Consider the following 16,746-nt stretch of genomic DNA (forward strand, 5'->3'; position numbering starts at 1 on the left):
ACCTTATTGCCTAGAAGCGACAATGCGGATGAGCCTCGCCCATCCGCATTATTCGAGTTTTACGCGTTTTTGCGCGAAGTAAGCACCTGATCGATAAGCCCATAGTCCAGGGCCTCTGGAGCAGTCAGGATCTTGTCACGATCGATGTCTTTATTGACCTCAGCAACGCTGCGCTTGGAGTGCTTTGACAGCGTGCTCTCTAACCACTCACGAAGGCGCATGATCTCTTTGGCCTGAATTTCGATGTCTGAAGCTTGGCCACGACCAGCATCACCGGTTGAAGGCTGGTGGATTAGAACACGCGCGTTAGGTAGAGCCAAACGCTTGCCCGGAGCACCGGCAGCCAACAGCACAGCTGCGGCCGAGGCCGCCTGGCCAAGGCAGACGGTCTGGATCTGTGGACGGATGTACTGCATGGTGTCGTAAATTGCAGTCATAGCGGTGAACGAACCACCTGGTGAGTTGATGTACATGGTGATGTCGCGGTCTGGGTCCTGGGACTCCAGCACCAAGAGTTGGGCCATGATGTCATCGGCAGACGCGTCGTCAACCTGAACACCTAGAAAGACAATTCGGTCTTCGAAGAGCTTGTTGTATGGGTCCTGACGCTTGAAACCATAGGAGGTGCGCTCCTCGAAGGTCGGAAGAATGTAGCGGGCCTCTGGGCTCTGGAAAATGTTCGAGTTCATGGTTTCTCCTAAACCGAAATCTAGTTAGCGCCTACGCCGGTTTCGCCGGCTGCGTACTTTTGGATGTGGTCGATGAAACCGTATTCGAGGGCCTGTTCAGCACTGAACCAGCGGTCACGGTCGCCGTCCAGCATGATTTGCTCGACGGTCTTTCCGGTCTGCTCAGCAGTAATTGAAGCCAATTGACGCTTCATGGACATGATGAGCTCGGCCTGGGTCTGAATGTCTGAAGCCGTTCCGCCGAATCCACCATGAGGCTGGTGTAGCAGTACTCGTGTGTTTGGAGTCGCATAGCGCTTGCCCTTGGTTCCCGATGAAAGCAGGAACTGCCCCATCGAAGCACACATGCCAATGCCAACTGTGACGATGTCATTTGGCACGTACTGCATGGTGTCGTAAATAGCCATACCCGCGGTGATTGAACCGCCAGGCGAGTTGATGTAAAGGTAAATGTCCTTTTGTGAGTCTTCCGCGGCTAGAAGCAAGATCTTGGCACAGATCTCATTTGCCATATCGTCTCTAACTTCGGTGCCAAGCCAAATGATTCGGTCTTTTAGTAGACGATCAAAAGTGCTGCTTGGGCCTTTTGGTGAGTCAGCCATTGAAGAACTCCTATTTCTTGAGGTTGCCTGACAAACATAACTGGCAAAACAGCAAAAAGAGGGGCTTGTTCGCCCGTGGCTAAAGCGTGGCTAATCCTCTGCTATCCGACCTGAGTGACCGTAAGAATCGTCGATGGTATTCCCGGTCTAACTAGCGGACTGGTTTGAGGGGCAACACCCTCTACCCGGACACTTCCCTCACTCGACGCCCAGAAAAGTTCGGCATACTTTCCGGTACCCGCTTCAATGTAAATCAAAAAGTTCCAAGCGGCCACGATGGCTCCTCCGGCCGCTGCGCTGGTTGGAACGATGAAGGTGGTGTTAGTCCAGGCGACGTCCGTGCCGTCTTTACGAGCCCAAATTTCTACGACATCGTCGCCGGTGTTTTTCTTATCAAAAACGCTAGAAAACTGGACGTTGTAAAAACCAGTCTTAGTCACTGTAATTTTTGAACCATCCACAATAGAAATGCCGTTAGCTAACGGCTCACCATTTTGATAGGTCGAATTGAGCTTGATTACATGTGGAACGTTGGCATTAGTAGTTGCTGTGCCACCCCAAGCAGAAGGCGGTAGATCGTCGACCGTGTTGTAGTGACTTGCAGTGTCGTAAAAGGCGCCAAACAACGGAACCAGTCCGGCTGCACCTGCCGCTCCGGTGGCACCAGCAGGCCCGGCAGGACCGGCAGGACCGGTTGGCCCTGTCGCACCGGTTGAGCCTGAACCGTCACGTCCCGCCGGTCCAACTAGAGTTTTGAGCCATTCGGAAACTGTTCCGGCAAACCCATTCTGCTGAGCTAGTTCAAAGTTTGAATAGCCGCGCTCTCCCTGAACGCCTGAAGTGTTGATCAGAACGCGTTTTTCTCCGGTGGCGCATTTTGTTCGCAAAAAAACCTGTCCGGTTTTGGCTTTGAAGCAGGCGTATGTTCCCGCAGAGGCAGCATTTGAGGCCGCCAAATTTGAATCGACGACAAGCCAAGCAGTTACCGACACTATCGCCGCAATGGTGGCTGCTATTCCACCGGTCAGAACATGATGCTTGTGCATGATTCCCCCCAGAATCTTTTACTACCGCAAGGCTACAGCCAAAAGAAAAGCCCCGTCAGAATGACGGGGCTTTTCAAAAAGCTATCTTTAGTCGTGGTCGTGACCCTCGTGGTCATCTGCAACCTGAACATCAGACTTGGTGAATTCAGATAGGTCAACAGCCTTACCCTTTGAATCGGTAACTGTTGCAGCCTCAAGAACCACGGTAAGCGCCTTGCGACGAGCAACCTCGGCTACGAACATCGGAACCTGGCCCTGCTCGCTGATTGCCTTGATGAAGTCATTCGGAGTCATTCCGTACTGCTGTGATGCCTGAACTAGGTACTGAAGCAGCTCCTGCTCAGATACCTTGAGCTCTTCCTTCTCAGCAATTGCGTCTAGCAACATCTGAACCTTGAATGAGCGTGTGCTCTGCTCAAGAACTTCGGCGCGGTGCTTGTCATCTTCTAGACGACCCTCGCCCTCAAGGTGGCGGTTGACGTCAGCCTGAACAAGTTCATCTGAAACAGGAACATCGATTAGTTCTAGCAACTTGTCGGTAACCAAGTCACGAGCCTGAATTCCCTGACCATAGGTCTTTGAGCGCTCGATCTGCTTTTCAAGGTCAGACTTTAGCTCTGCGATGGTGTCAAACTCGCTGGCTAGCTGAGCAAATGCGTCGTCAGCAGCTGGGAGCTCGCGCTCCTTGACAGCGGTAAGGGTTACTGAAATCTCAGCTTCGTTGCCAGCCTGGTCGCCACCAACCAACTTTGACTTGAAGGTGGTTGATTCGCCGGCGGTAAGCGTGTCAAGAGCCTCGTCGATTCCGTCAAGCAGGTTGCCTGAGCCAACCTCGTATGAGATGTTCTCTGCTGAGTCGATGGTCTTGCCATCAATCGCAGCAACTAGGTCGATGGTGGTGAAGTCACCCTTCTTGGCAGGGCGCTCTACAGTCTTCAAGGTGCCAAAGCGGGCGCGAAGAGCGTCGAGCTCCTCCTCAACTTCCTTAGCTTCAACCTTGATGTCGTCAACCTTAACGGCTAGACCCTTGTACTCCTTGAGCTCGAGCTCAGGACGAACCTCAACCTCGATCTCAACGATCAAGTTACCTTCGAAGGTGTTCTCGTCTGGGCTCTGCTTGATGTCTGCAGAAGGCTGGCCAAGAGGGCGCAGCTTGCTCTCTTCTAGGGCCTGGCGGTAGACCGAGTCAAGACCGTCGTTGATGGCGTGAGCCAATACAGCTGGGCGACCAACGCGCTGGTCAAGAATTGCAGCAGGAACCTTACCCTTGCGGAAGCCAGGAATGTTTACACTCTCTGCGATGTGCTCGTAGGCGTGGTCGATGCTTGGGCGGAACTCCTCTGGAGTCACCTCAATAGTCAGCTTCGCGCGAGTTGGCTTGATGTGTTCTACTGCAGTTTTCAAGGGTTTCTCCTGATTTTGAAAATGGCCCGCCTCCGTAGGAAGACGAGCCGGTTTTATTTCAATGGCCCATAAGTGGCGATGGACCTTTTGGTCGGGGTGACAGGACTCGAACCTGCGATATCCTGCTCCCAAAGCAGGCGCGCTAGCCACTACGCTACACCCCGGTGGTTTCTTCAGAAATTTCTCTCTGACTGAACAACCTCAGTAATACTATCCCATAGAATGGTCTTGTTGCGCCGATTTACGAAAATCGGTTCAGTACCCGCGGGCGTAGCTCAATGGTAGAGCCTCAGTCTTCCAAACTGATGGTGCGGGTTCGATTCCCGTCGCCCGCTCTGGCAAGTAATTGCTTGAGTTTCAAATAAAAAAAGACCTCCACCGAGAGGTCTTTTTTTGTTTGAACGAGGATGCCCTATTGACCAATTAGTCCTGGCATTTGGAGCAAAAGTAGAGCTTTCGAGTGGCCATTATTTCGATTGAAATGTTTGTTCCGCATACTCGGCAAGGCAGGCCTTCGCGCTTATAGACAAAATTGCGATCGGCCTTTTTCGGCTTCTTGGTTAGCAATTCATCTCGGGTAATCATGAATCCGGTTTTCACTCCAACCTTCATGAGATCAACCGAATCGCGCCACATGTTTTCAACCAATTCCGTCGGCAAGGAATAACCTGGAGTAAAGGGGCTTATTCCAGCTCTAAAGAGAAGCTCGGCCCGATAGACGTTTCCAATTCCGGCAATAACTTCCTGATTCATCAACAGTTGGCCTATGGATGTTCTGGAGGCACGAACTCGCTCAACGAACCTGGCAAGTTCTGCCAAATCAGGGTCTGGATTAAGCGGATCCGGCCCCAACCGCCGCTCTACAATTTGCGCCTCGGCTGCCGAAATTACCTCGCAAACGGTAGGCCCCCGAAGATCGGCCAAAACCTCACCGTTGAAGAACCTCGCCCGCACTTGACCTACTGGATCCGGCACAGCATCGGGGTTCACGTTCGACCAGGTCCATTTGCCATAGATTCCGAGGTGAATTCTCAGAATCAGATCGTTGTCAAACCTCAAGAACAACTGCTTACCGATGGCTTTTGCTCGGGTGAGATTGCGATCAGAGACTAATCGAGCAGAATCTGAGAACCTGCCCTGTGGCGAGGTTATGACCAAACGCGTGTCCGCGAACTTCTTATTGAACTCGTTGGCCGTTCTATGGACGGTGTGACCTTCAGGCACCCAAGCCCCTAGAGGATGTCGCCGGTTTGCTCGTAGGTTGCAATTTTCGCGATGCGACGCTGGTGGCGTTCATCCTGGCTGAATGGCTCGCCGATGAAAAGTTCGATAAGTCGTAGGACTTCGTCAGGTGAGTGCTGACGAGCTCCTACTGCAATTACGTTGGCATCATTGTGCTGACGGGCTAAAACAGCGGTTGACTCATTCCAGGCCAAGGCTGCACGAATGCCCTTTACTTTGTTAGCAGCGATTTGCTCACCGTTACCAGATCCGCCTAGGACAATACCGAGCGACTGAACCTGGGCCTGCTGATCCGCTACAACGGCAAGCGCAGCATTGATGCAAAAGCTTGGGTAGTCATCAAGCGGGTCGTAGGACGATGGGCCGTGATCAAAAACTTCGTGACCCATTTTGGTCAATTCACGAATCAAAAAGTGGCTTAGTTCGAGACCTGCGTGATCGGTTGCAATGTGAATGCGCATGCTTAAAGTTTAGGCTTCTTTTTGGCCCGGGCCTTTTCGAAGCTGCTCCTGAACGAACGCAACGCAATTGAAGCTGCGAGCGAGGTGAGCAAAACGTAGGTAATCGTCAAAGCCTGCAATTGACCGCCAAAACTAGTGCTGGCGGCAAGGCCGGCGATCACGATTGAGAACTCACCTCTTGGGATCAGGAATGCTCCAGCACGTTTCCACGCGTTACCGTCTGACATGTCGCGGGCGATATTCCAACCCACATACATTTTTCCGGCAATACCGAGGGCGGTAAGCACAACGGCCAACGGAAGTACGTCAATCATCTCGGCCGGCGAAACACTCAAGCCAAAGAATAGAAAGAAAATCGCAGCAAACAAATCTCTAAGTGGCGCCAATCTGAGGCGAACCGCGTGGGCAACCTCACCGGTGAGCGCTAGTCCGACCAAAAACGCGGCAACGGCAGATGAGAACCCGACCAATTCAGCCGAACCGGCGGCCAGCAGGGCAGCACCGAATACCGACAGCAGCAAACCACCCTGCGCCTGAGTGTTAATGAGTTTTCCGAGGGCGTTTTCTCCGCGGAACGAAATCACTAGCGCGACAGCCGTTACCAAGATGGCCACGGTGACTGAAATAAACCCGGCGATAGCCCCTGCACCGGTAACCAGCGTGGTTAGCAAAGGAAGATATGGAGCGAGCGTTAGGTCTTCGACAACCAAAACTGTGGTTACCCGGCGCGATACCTCAGACCTCTGCCAGCCAGTTTCCTTCATCATCTGGGCTGCGATACCGGAAGAGCTCACGTAGGTGATTCCTCCGAGCACAACGGCCCCCAAAATTCCCCAACCCAGAAGCAAACCGATTAGAGCACCGGGAACAGCATTCAAAAAGAAATCGATGGCACCTATCGACTTGCGTTCCATAAATGCAGCCGCAAGATTTGGCCCGGAGTGCTCAAGACCGAGCATAAGCAGCAAGAGAATGGCACCTAGCTGGGCGCCGGTATCGAGAAAAGTTTCACTTAGGTCAAGCGGAACCAAGCCGCCTTTGCCGAGCGAAAGCCCGATTACCAAATAGAACGGTACGACTGAAAGTTTTACTTTTACGGCAACGAAAGCTGCAACGCCCAGGACCAGCAAAACCAGACCGATTTCTGCCAGGGCCATGCTTTCGACCCAGGTTGAATTTGTTGCAGTAATCGGTGACCCCATTAAACGATTATCCCTTATAAATCACAGCGATTAGGCTAGCCCTGTCTAATAAACCGATGCTTGGAGAGACGATGCCTGGAGAGAACCTAACCCGTAAAGAGGCGCAAGAGCGCGCTGAACTTATCAAGGTCGCAAGCTATGAGGTTAAGTTGGACCTCACTACCGGCGACAAAACATTTGGTTCCAGCACCCGCGTTAAGTTTTCAGCTAATCAGCCAGGCGCAAGCACCTTTATCGATGCAATTACCGAATCAGTGCAGCGTGTTTGCCTGAACGGCGTTGAGCTTGACCCGGCTGAGGTTTCGGATGGCGTTCGAATTACGCTGCCGAATCTCGAGGCCGAAAATGACCTCTTGATTGAAGCCAAGGCAATTTACATGAACACCGGTGAGGGCCTTCACCGATTTGTCGACCCAGTTGACAACGAGGTCTATCTCTACAGTCAATTCGAAGTTCCTGATTCACGACGCATGTACGCGGTTTTCGAGCAGCCGGATCTAAAAGCAACCTTCAAATTTGTTGTCACCGCTCCGACCGAGTGGAAGGTTATTTCAAACCAACCTACTGAGTCAGTGGATCAGCTCGATCAGGTCAATTCAACCTGGACCTTCAAGCCGACTCCGGTCATCTCGAGCTACATCACAGCGCTTATTGCCGGCCCATACACCGAGATTCGCAGCGAACTTAAGAGCGCCGATGGCCGAGAGATTCCACTTGGCGTCTTTTGCCGAGCCTCGTTAGCTGAATTCATGGACGCCGATTACGTGTTCGAAAAAACTCGACAGGGATTCGAATTTTACGAAAAAGCTTTTGATCAGCCATACCCATTCGAAAAGTACGATCAGCTCTTTGTTCCCGAATTCAACGCCGGCGCTATGGAAAACGCTGGCGCGGTTACTTTTACCGAAACCTACGTATTTAGGTCCAAAGTAACTGACGCAATTCGCGAACGCCGCGTGGTAACAATTTTGCACGAGCTGGCTCACATGTGGTTCGGCGACCTGGTAACGATGAAGTGGTGGAATGATCTCTGGCTCAACGAGTCCTTTGCCGAGTATGCCTCGACATTGGCCACAGCCGAAGCCACCGAATGGAAAGGTGCCTGGACAACCTTCACCGCGCTTGAGAAGTCATGGGCCTACCGCCAGGATCAACTTCCTTCCACTCACCCGATCGTTGCCGAAATCAATGACCTAGCTGATGTTCAGGTCAACTTCGATGGAATCACCTACGCCAAGGGTGCATCGGTGTTGAAGCAGTTGGTTGCCTGGGTCGGCCAAGAGAAATTTCTTGCCGGTGTTGCGCAGTACTTTAAGAAGCATGCCTTTGGAAACACTGAACTCGAGGACCTTTTGGTTGAACTCGAGGAGACCTCAGGTCGAGAACTGCGCAGTTGGTCAAAGCTTTGGCTTGAGACAGCGGGAGTCAATACCCTGCGGCCTGAGATTTCCACCGATGAATCTGGAAGAATCACCAGCTTTGCTGTGACTCAAACAGCCGTGCCCGAATACCCGACGATTCGCCCGCACCGAATGGCAATCGGCTTCTACAACCTCATTGACGGAAAACTCCAGCGTGAACACCGAGTTGAGCTGGACGTAGACGGAAGCCGCACCGAAGTTATCCAGTTGGTGGGCCTTCAGCGCCCTGACCTCGTTCTACTCAATGACAATGACTTGGCTTACGCCAAAATTCGACTCGATGACAAGTCCTGGAACACTGCACTGGAACACCTGAGCAGTTTTGAAGATTCATTGGCCCGCACATTGATTTGGGGTGCCGCATGGGATGCCACGCGCGACGCAGAAGCAAGTCCGCGTGACTTTATCAAGCTGGTACTGAACAACATCGGTACAGAGTCCGAATCCACCACGATGCTCACCTTGCTGCGTCAACTAATCACAGCCGGAAACATGTTTGTGGCTGAAGAGCACCGCGCCGGGACTCTTAGAGAAATCGGAGCTGGCCTTTTGAAACTGGCACGTGAGGCCGAAGCCGGTTCAGACGCCCAGTTGCAGTTCACGAAATTCTTTGCGCAATTTGCCACCGGGTCAGATCAACTTGATGCCCTAGCTGCCATCTTGAATGGAGACGAACAGCTAGCTGGCCTTGCGATTGATGCAGACCTGCGATGGGAGTTGCTCACTGGCCTGGCAGTTGGCGGGCGCGTCGAAAAGACACGGCTTGACGATGAGCTTGCTTCAGACAACACCTCGAACGGTCAGCGCGCACATGCCGCGGCGGTGGCAGCCATTCCGACCGCGGAGGCAAAAACCGCAGCTTGGCACCAACTTACCGAGACCAATGAGCTTTCAAATGTGCTGGTGAACGCTGCGAGCCTCGGCTTTGTTCGCACCCAGGATGCCAGCCTGTTGGAACCATTCGTTGACAAGTATTTTGACAACGCAGTGCGTATCTGGACCAGCAACACGTTCAAAATCGCCGAGTACCTCATGGAAAATCTGTACCCGGCAGTTCTGGCCAACGATTCGTTGGCCAACAAGACTCGGGAATGGCTTGATCGCCCCGAGATTGTCGAAATTCCAGCGCTTCGAAGAATTTTGGTAGAGAACCTCGCTAACGTGGAGCGCGCGTTGAAGGCACAAAAAAGAGACTTGGAGGCGTAAATGCCAGAGATTACTGTGGCACTTGATTGGTTTGAAACCGCTTGGCGCGACTGGAGCACTCTGATCCGACTTGGGCTAATCATCTTCGCGGCAATCGTGCTGCGAATAGCTCTGCTGCTGTCGGTGAAGAGAATCGTCGCCGGAATTATTTCGGGCGCCAAAAAAGGCACAGGCAAAAAGGCCGTGGCCTCTTCAGATGCTTCTCCCCTAGCCAAAGCTCGACTCGTTCAGCGTGCTCAGACTATGGGATCGGTACTGAGCAATTTCATCCGATGGACGATCTACATAGTTGCAGTAACCATGATTCTCAGCGAGCTTGGTGTTGCTGTCGGCGCCTTGGTTGCCGGCGCTGGAATCTTGGGTGCCGCCCTAGGTTTTGGTGCTCAGAGCCTGGTCCGCGACCTTATTACCGGTCTCTTCATAGTCTTCGAAGACCAATACGGGGTTGGTGACTCGGTTGACCTTGGCCAGGCCACTGGAGTCGTCGAAAACGTTGGCCTGCGAGTAACCCAGGTTCGTGACTCTTCAGGAACGCTTTGGTATGTGCGAAATGGTGAGGTTGTTCGAGTTGGTAACTCATCGCAGGGCTGGTCACGCGTTGTTTTGGATGTTCCACTGGAGTACCAAACCGACATCGCCAAAGCCACCGCAGCAATCTCTAACGCGGCTTCTCAGATTGCTCTCGATGAAACACTGGCTCCGGCACTAATTGGAACACACGAGGTTTGGGGCATCGAGGCACTAAACGGCGCCCAGGTGGTCATTCGACTTGCCCAGCAAGTCAAACCTGAGAAGCAAGATGCAGTCGCACGCGCCATGCGTGCTCAAATCAAAGCAGCGCTGGATCGAGAGCAAATCAAGTTGGCTACCGGTAACCAATCGGTGTACGTCGAAATTGCGGGCAAGGCAGCGCAGTAAATGGCCAATGGCTTTGAGGAAGCCGGCCGAGTTGAGCCGGTACGAATTAAGGGCACCGATGGAACCCATGTTGGTGGCAACTTTTACGAGCAAATCGGCGGTTCGGCAACCTTTGAAAAGCTGGCAAATAAGTTTTATGAGGGCATAGCCGGCGATGAAGTTTTGCGCCCAATGTACCCGGAAGGCGACTTAGCCCCCGCTGCCCGCCGCATGCAATTATTCTTGGAGCAGTATTGGGGTGGCCCAACCACGTACCAGGAAGAACGTGGCCACCCGCGGCTGAGAATGCGTCACAACCCATACAAAATAAATCCTGATGCTCGCGACCGCTGGCTGAACCACATGAGAGTGGCGGTGGCCAGTTTGTCACTACCTCAACTACAAGAAGCCGAACTTTGGGGCTACCTGGAGCGCGCGGCAACATCGATGCTGAACACCTACGAGGACTGAGCCTCAGTAACAGCTAGAACTTGGTAGCGACCTTGGCAAGAACGTGCCCGTGTTGGCTACTCAAACGCACCCAACCATCAGCGTGATACAGGCCGACTTCTTCGTTTTCGGTAAGGAATCCAAGGCCTGCAGCAACGAAAGCGGCTCCGGTCGGAACCTTGGTCTCGAGGTCAATTCCTCTTCCCCAAATCTCACCCCTGATTCGGGCAGCAATAGGGCCTCCGACCGATTCGGGCAAAGAGGCTGCTACTTCAGCGATTCCATCGCGAGCAATTTGGGTTAGTCGAACCTCGTTGATTGCGCCCATCTGGACCCAACCCTGGCGTGGAGGTGAGATACCAGCCCAAGGTGCACGCTGGGTCTCAATCATCTGAATTTTGAATTCTTTGGTTTCAGAATCCCCAAGCAGGCGGGCCAATCTTTCCAACACAGCAGCAATCGGAACCAAGACATCTACCTCAGCTGGTTCCGCCAGTTCGCAGGTACGGAGGCCAAGCACGGTCGGCCCTGAATCCATCAGGTTTCCTGAGAAAATCGGGGCCACATAAGCAGCTAGGACGTTCCCGAAGGCACGCAAGCGCACCAAGCCCTCTGGATCAAGTCGCTTGGCGCGGTTGAGGAACGATTGGAGATCGGCTGCGGTCTGCTCATCAGCTAGGTAAAACGGGTTAATCATGACGTGTCTAAACTAGCCTGTATCCGGCAAAGTTGCCTATCCGAGATGAGTAACTCATGAACACTACAATCCCAAATAATCCTTTGGAAGAAATGATTGCCACGCTCAACCTCAGCGATGCAAACGGCGCGAAGACTCGCGAAGACATTTTTACGGGGCCCAGCCAGTGGATGCCGCACGGCCGCGTATTTGGCGGTCAGGTACTAGCCCAAAGTCTTGTGGCTGCCACCAGAACGGTTGAAAACCGTTTCGTTCACTCACTTCACGGATACTTTCTGCGCCCAGGAGACATAAACCTGCCGATTACTTTTTCGGTAGATCGCCTCCGCGACGGCCGTTCTTTCAGCACCCGCAGAGTCCAGGCCTACCAAAAGGGCGAGCCGATTTTCTCGATGATCGCCTCGTTTCAGGTAACGGACCCGGGCCTTGAACACCAAGACGCATTTCCTGCAGGAATTCCCGACCCTGAGACGCTCCCGAGCGCTGCGGAACTAATCGGTGAAAACCCGCACCCAGTTGCCCAATACTGGGCCAAGGCCAGACCTTTTGACATGAGACATGTCGGCTCACCGATCTATTTCTCTGTCCAAGGCGAGCAGGTGCCGCACCAGGCAGTCTGGCTGAAGGCACTCGGAACAATGCCTGATGACCTGACTCTCCACACCGCAGCCTTGGCCTATGCCAGCGACTATTCGATTCTGGAGAGCATTTACCGCGCTCATGGAATTGCCTGGTCGCATCCGGGACTTAAATCGGCCAGCCTTGACCATGCAATGTGGTTCCACCGCCAGGCAAAGGTAGATGGCTGGATGCTCTATGTTCAAGAATCCCCGAGCGCTCAGGGTGGTCGTGGGCTGGCAATGGGCAAGATTTTTAGCCGGGATGGACAACTGCTAGCCACGGTGGCTCAAGAAGGTATGGTTCGGGTTCCAGAAATGGCAGACTAGAGGCATATCCTCTGGAGTTCGGGCAGTAGTCAGCGCATAGGAGCACTGGCGGGGGACCCAGGAATGGACCATTGGTTCGAATGATTAATCGCGAGAAATTATCAGCACTCTACGCGCGCGAGCAGGCAACATTTGCTGAGCGCAATCCAAAATCAAAAGCGGCCTACCAGAATGCCAACCACCTATTTGGCAAAGTTCCGATGACTTGGATGAACAAAAAAGCCGGCGGGTTCCCGATTTACTTTGACCGGGCAGTCGGTAATCGAATTTGGGACATTGACGGCCATGAGTACATCGACTTTGCCCTTGGTGACACCGGAGCCATGGCAGGGCACTCAGCTCCAGCTGTTGTCGATGCCATTACCAATCAGGTAAAAGACAAAGGCGGCCTGACTGTGATGCTGCCAACTGAGGATGCCGAGTGGGTTGCCCGAAACCTGACCGAGCGCTTTGGAATGACCAAGTGGAGCTTTTCGCTGACCGCAACCGACGCCAACCGTTGGGCAATTCGCCTGGTTCGTGCCATCACCGGCAAACCAAAGATCTTGTTCAACGCCTACTGCTACCACGGTTCTGTGGATGAGGCATTAATTGTGGTTGGTCCAGATGGCGAAGGCATGAGCAGACCCGGCAACGTTGGCTCCCCCGTCGATGTGACTATGACGTCTCGTGTGGCTGAATTTAATGACCTTGAAGGCCTCGAAAGGCAGCTAAAGAACGGCGATGTTGCCGCGGTACTGATGGAACCGGCCTTGACCAACATCGGTATCGTCCTGCCTGAACCTGGATATCTTGCCGGAGTCCGCGAACTGACACGAAAGTATGGCGCGCTGCTGATCATCGACGAAACTCACACGTTCTCAGCCGGCTACGGAGGCATGACAAAGCGGGACGGACTCGAGCCTGACGTTTTTGTTATTGGCAAGGCTATTGCCGGTGGAATTCCGACCGGAACTTACGGATTGAGTGAAGCATTCGCTGAAAAAGTATTGAGCCGAACCGACCTGGACCTAGTAGACATGGGTGGCGTGGGTGGGACCCTTGCCGGCAACCCGCTTCAGGTGGCAGCTATGCGAGCCACGCTTGAGCATGTTCTGACCGAAGATAACTTCAAGTACATGATTGATCTGGCCACAGTTTTCACCGACGGCGTCGACGAACTATTCAATCGGTACAACCTACCTTGGTCGATAAACCAATTGGGCGCCCGCGCAGAATACCGCTTTGCGAAGCCGTACCCGAAAAATGGCACCGATGCTTATCATTCAGCCGATGCCGAACTAGAGGACTTCCTCCACCTCTACCTGGTGAATCGTGGAATTCTTTTGACACCGTTCCACAACATGGCTCTCATGTGCCCAACCACAACCCTGGCGGATGTTGAGAAGCACAACGCTGTATTCGAAGACGCCATAAAAGAATTGGTTGGCTAATCCCGTCCGATTAAATGAAAAGGCCCACTCAATGAGTGGGCCTTTTCATTTGCCTGTTTTAGTCGCGAGTCAGGCGGCGATAGGTGGAGCGGTGCGGTTTGGCCGCATCGGCACCTAGGCGGGCAATTTTATTTTCTTCGTACGCTTCGAAGTTACCTTCAAACCAGTACCACTGATCTGGGTTGTCATCGCTGCCCTCGTAGGCCAGGATGTGTGATGCCACACGGTCCAGGAACCAACGGTCGTGGGTAATCACAACTGCACAGCCAGGGAAGGCCAACAAAGCGTTTTCGAGGCTACCCAGGGTCTCAACATCCAAGTCGTTGGTTGGTTCGTCAAGGAGCAGTAGGTTTCCGCCCTGCTTCAGAGTTAGGGCAAGGTTTAGGCGGTTACGCTCACCGCCGGAAAGCACTCCGGCAGCCTTCTGCTGGTCTGGGCCCTTAAATCCAAAGGCTGCGACGTAGGCACGTGAAGGCACTTCTTGGTTTCCGACCTGCATGTAGTCGAGGCCGCCTGACACGACTTCCCAAAGGCTCTTGTTCGGATCGATTCCTTCGCGAGACTGGTCAACATAGGAAATCTTGACGGTCTCACCAATCTTCAAGTCACCGCCATCAAGTTTTTCGAGGCCAACAATGGTCTTGAACAGCGTTGACTTTCCAACACCGTTTGGACCAATAACACCAACGATTCCGTTGCGAGGCAGGCTGAAGGATAGGCCGTTGATCAACGAACGACCATCAAAACCCTTTTGCAGGTTCTTGGCTTCAATAACAATGTCACCGAGACGTGGACCCATTGGAATCTGAATTTCTTCAAAGTCCAGCTTTCTGGTGCGGTCCGCCTCAGCAGCCATCTCTTCATACTTGGCCAAACGCGCCTTTGACTTAGTCTGGCGTGCCTTCGGTGAAGATCTAACCCAGTCAAGTTCTTCGCTAAGACGCTTGGCTAGTTTGGCATCTTTCTTACCCTGTACCTCAAGACGTTCACGCTTCTTCTCTAGGTAGGTCGAGTAGTTACCCTCGTATGGGTAGGCGCGGCCTCGGTCCAATTCAAGGATCCACTGGGCAACGTTGTCAAGGAAGTATCGGTCGTGGGTAACAGCCAATACAGCACCCGGATACTTGGCTAGGTGCTGCTCTAGCCATAGGACAGACTCGGCGTCGAGGTGGTTAGTCGGTTCGTCAAGAAGTAGCAGGTCAGGCTTCTCAAGCAGCAACTTACATAGGGCGACTCGGCGACGCTCACCACCTGAAAGGTTAGTTACTGGAGTGTCGCCCGGTGGGCAGCGCAGCGCATCCATTGCCTGCTCAAGCTGCGAGTCGAGATCCCACGCGTCAAGGTGGTCAATTTGCTCCTGCAGGTGACCCATCTCTTCAAGCAGGGCATCAAAGTCGGCATCTGGCTCGGCCATCAAAGCTGAGATTTCATTGAAGCGGTCCAACTTGGCCTTGGTGTCCTTCACGGCCAGCTCAACGTTGCCAAGAACGGTCAGGGTCTCGTCAAGCGGCGGCTCCTGCATAAGAATGCCAACGGTGTGCTCTGGGCTTAGTCGGGCCTCACCATTACTTGGGGTGTCAAGGCCAGCCATAATTTTCAGAACGGTTGACTTACCTGCTCCGTTTGGTCCGACAACACCGATTTTTGCACCTGGCAAAAAAGCCAGGGTTACATCATCGAGGATTACTTTGTCGCCGTGCGCTTTTCGCGCCTTGATCATCTGATAGATGAATTCAGCCATGTGAAATTGGTCACTTTCGGTAGAAATTTGAAGCAGCCGGGCCACAAAGAGAAATGGCACCCTCTAGCCGTGAGATTGCTGTGGGTATAAGTTTACCCGACCAAAATTGGCTTCAAAATGAGCCTGAGAATGCAATCCAAAACTAGAGGGTGCCGCCCTCCCAAGGGGTAGGAGGTTTGGACTGAGCCGCCTTGAGGGGCAAAACGACTCAGTGGCTTTGCAGAGGCTTACTTGGTTTTACCGGCGCCAACCAACTCGGGTGCGTCGTCGATCATGGCCGGTGGTTCTTCCGACTCGTCAAACTCTCGAACCAGAACCGTTCTGGTAAACACCGAACTGCCCCAGGTTAGGTCGTGCCCGAGGCTGTCCGCCTCAATTTCAACCGAGGTACCGGCGCGTTCGCCGTTGTCCCAATCGCGAACTCGAAGTCTGCCGAAAAGCGTGACTCGATCACCCTTGGAAACGGAACCCGCTGCGTTGATTGCCAATTGGCGGAATGCGGTGACGGTGAACCAGTTGGTCTCGCCGTCGACCCATTTATTAGCTGAGCGATCAAAGCGCCGTTGCGATGATGCCAGTCGAAAAGACGTGATTGGTAGTCCGTCCTGGGTAACCAGATGACGCGGTGTTGTTGCCACTAAACCAGAAACTGCGAGCGACTCCGACATTTTTTGCCTTTCTCTTTACTCCGAGAGCCGGTTGCTATCGGTGTGTATTGAGTTTGGCTAGTGGAATGACCTGGGTGTCAGCAACCCCAGAAAATGTGGAAAACGGCTACTTAATGAAGCTTGTGAATGATTCGCGAATTTTTGCCATTTTCGGCGCAACCACAGCATTGCAGTAACCCTGAAACGGGTTTTTGGCAAAGAAATCCTGGTGGTATTCCTCACCAATCCAAAACTCAACGGCTGGCTCAACAGCAGTCACGATGTTCGGACCCCAAACTGACTTGGCTCGCTCGATTGCCGATTCAAACAGAATCCGCTGAGCTTCATCGCGGTAAAACATAACCGAACGATACTGAGTGCCAACGTCATGCCCCTGTCGGTTTAGCTGGGTAGGGTCGTGCATCGTAAAGAACATGTCCAGGATGACCTCGGCCGGAATAACCGTCTCGTCAAAGATCACTTCTGCTACTTCAACGTGCCCCGTGGTTCCCGAGCAAACAGCCTCGTAACCGGGGTTAGGTGAGGCGCCACCCATATAACCAACGACCACGTCAGAAACACCGGCCACCTGCATGTAGGCGCTATCAAGGCACCAGAAACAGCCACCACCAAGAACGAAACTCATCATGCACCTAGCCTA

16 protein-coding genes and 2 tRNA genes are annotated in these 16,746 nt (G+C 53.2%); 6 read left to right on the forward strand and 12 right to left on the reverse strand.

The annotated features are described in order from the left end of the window. Nucleotides 1–59: 59 nt before the first annotated feature. From OO731_RS03965 to OO731_RS03985, 5 genes are all read right to left on the reverse strand, one after another. The gene (locus OO731_RS03965) at nucleotides 60–689 is read right to left on the reverse strand and encodes an ATP-dependent Clp protease proteolytic subunit (RefSeq protein WP_138275503.1); all 630 of its coding nucleotides are present in this window, start codon (nucleotides 687–689) and stop codon (nucleotides 60–62) included. A gap of 20 nt (nucleotides 690–709) precedes the next feature. Then, a complete protein-coding gene (locus OO731_RS03970) occupies nucleotides 710–1,291 on the reverse strand; it encodes an ATP-dependent Clp protease proteolytic subunit (protein ID WP_138275504.1) in 582 nt (193 codons plus the stop codon). 101 nt (nucleotides 1,292–1,392) lie between these two features. Then, the gene (locus OO731_RS03975) at nucleotides 1,393–2,337 is read right to left on the reverse strand and encodes a hypothetical protein (protein WP_264889744.1); all 945 of its coding nucleotides are present in this window, start codon (nucleotides 2,335–2,337) and stop codon (nucleotides 1,393–1,395) included. An 87-nt stretch (nucleotides 2,338–2,424) separates the two neighbouring features. Continuing rightward, on the reverse strand, nucleotides 2,425–3,741 hold the full coding sequence (gene tig / locus OO731_RS03980) for a trigger factor (RefSeq protein WP_264889745.1): 1,317 nt from the start codon (nucleotides 3,739–3,741) through the stop codon (nucleotides 2,425–2,427). 88 nt (nucleotides 3,742–3,829) lie between these two features. Next, nucleotides 3,830–3,905, reverse strand: a tRNA-Pro gene (locus OO731_RS03985). Between the two features lie 100 nt (nucleotides 3,906–4,005). On the opposite strand from OO731_RS03985, the gene OO731_RS03990 reads away from it, so the two are divergent. Continuing rightward, nucleotides 4,006–4,076 (forward strand) — tRNA-Gly (locus OO731_RS03990). Between the two features lie 88 nt (nucleotides 4,077–4,164). Here the strand turns inward: OO731_RS03990 and OO731_RS03995 are convergent. From OO731_RS03995 to OO731_RS04005, 3 genes are read right to left on the reverse strand one after another with little or no spacing between them, the layout of a single operon-like run. Next, nucleotides 4,165–4,965, reverse strand: a complete 801-nt coding sequence (locus OO731_RS03995) for a DNA-formamidopyrimidine glycosylase family protein (RefSeq protein ID WP_264889746.1) — start codon at nucleotides 4,963–4,965, stop codon at nucleotides 4,165–4,167. A gap of 8 nt (nucleotides 4,966–4,973) precedes the next feature. Beyond that, complete coding sequence (locus OO731_RS04000; protein ID WP_138275507.1) at nucleotides 4,974–5,444, reverse strand: ribose-5-phosphate isomerase; 471 nt, start codon at nucleotides 5,442–5,444, stop codon at nucleotides 4,974–4,976. Nucleotides 5,445–5,446: 2 nt separating this feature from the next. Further along, nucleotides 5,447–6,646: a cation:proton antiporter gene (locus OO731_RS04005; RefSeq protein ID WP_264889747.1), complete on the reverse strand. Its 1,200-nt coding sequence runs from the start codon at nucleotides 6,644–6,646 to the stop codon at nucleotides 5,447–5,449. Nucleotides 6,647–6,717: 71 nt separating this feature from the next. Between OO731_RS04005 and pepN the strand changes: the two genes are divergently transcribed. The 3 genes from pepN to OO731_RS04020 are packed head-to-tail and all read left to right on the forward strand — an operon-like array spanning nucleotide 6,718 to nucleotide 10,641. Continuing rightward, nucleotides 6,718–9,273, forward strand: coding sequence for an aminopeptidase N (gene pepN / locus OO731_RS04010; RefSeq protein WP_264889748.1), 2,556 nt, complete (start codon nucleotides 6,718–6,720; stop codon nucleotides 9,271–9,273). Next, nucleotides 9,274–10,191, forward strand: coding sequence for a mechanosensitive ion channel family protein (locus OO731_RS04015; protein WP_264889749.1), 918 nt, complete (start codon nucleotides 9,274–9,276; stop codon nucleotides 10,189–10,191). Continuing rightward, the gene (locus OO731_RS04020; protein WP_138275511.1) at nucleotides 10,192–10,641 is read left to right on the forward strand and encodes a globin; all 450 of its coding nucleotides are present in this window, start codon (nucleotides 10,192–10,194) and stop codon (nucleotides 10,639–10,641) included. Nucleotides 10,642–10,654: 13 nt separating this feature from the next. Here OO731_RS04020 and OO731_RS04025 read toward each other — a convergent pair whose 3' ends face one another. Then, the gene (locus OO731_RS04025; RefSeq protein ID WP_264889750.1) at nucleotides 10,655–11,317 is read right to left on the reverse strand and encodes a hypothetical protein; all 663 of its coding nucleotides are present in this window, start codon (nucleotides 11,315–11,317) and stop codon (nucleotides 10,655–10,657) included. 56 nt (nucleotides 11,318–11,373) lie between these two features. Between OO731_RS04025 and OO731_RS04030 the strand changes: the two genes are divergently transcribed. Together OO731_RS04030 and OO731_RS04035 are read left to right on the forward strand one after the other, a co-directional pair. Beyond that, the gene (locus OO731_RS04030) at nucleotides 11,374–12,264 is read left to right on the forward strand and encodes an acyl-CoA thioesterase II (RefSeq protein ID WP_264889751.1); all 891 of its coding nucleotides are present in this window, start codon (nucleotides 11,374–11,376) and stop codon (nucleotides 12,262–12,264) included. Between the two features lie 80 nt (nucleotides 12,265–12,344). Further along, nucleotides 12,345–13,697: a transaminase gene (locus OO731_RS04035; protein WP_264889752.1), complete on the forward strand. Its 1,353-nt coding sequence runs from the start codon at nucleotides 12,345–12,347 to the stop codon at nucleotides 13,695–13,697. A 58-nt stretch (nucleotides 13,698–13,755) separates the two neighbouring features. On the opposite strand, the gene ettA is transcribed toward OO731_RS04035, so the two are convergent. The 3 genes from ettA to msrA all read right to left on the reverse strand — a co-directional run bounded on the left by ettA (nucleotide 13,756) and on the right by msrA (nucleotide 16,734). Continuing rightward, nucleotides 13,756–15,438, reverse strand: coding sequence for an energy-dependent translational throttle protein EttA (ettA, locus tag OO731_RS04040; RefSeq protein WP_264889753.1), 1,683 nt, complete (start codon nucleotides 15,436–15,438; stop codon nucleotides 13,756–13,758). Between the two features lie 227 nt (nucleotides 15,439–15,665). Further along, on the reverse strand, nucleotides 15,666–16,106 hold the full coding sequence (locus OO731_RS04045; protein ID WP_264889754.1) for a single-stranded DNA-binding protein: 441 nt from the start codon (nucleotides 16,104–16,106) through the stop codon (nucleotides 15,666–15,668). Nucleotides 16,107–16,212: 106 nt separating this feature from the next. Next, nucleotides 16,213–16,734, reverse strand: a complete 522-nt coding sequence (msrA, locus tag OO731_RS04050; RefSeq protein ID WP_264889755.1) for a peptide-methionine (S)-S-oxide reductase MsrA — start codon at nucleotides 16,732–16,734, stop codon at nucleotides 16,213–16,215. Nucleotides 16,735–16,746: the final 12 nt, after the last annotated feature.

It is taken from the genome of Rhodoluna sp. KAS3 (assembly GCF_026000575.1).
Lineage (GTDB): Bacteria > Actinomycetota > Actinomycetes > Actinomycetales > Microbacteriaceae > Rhodoluna.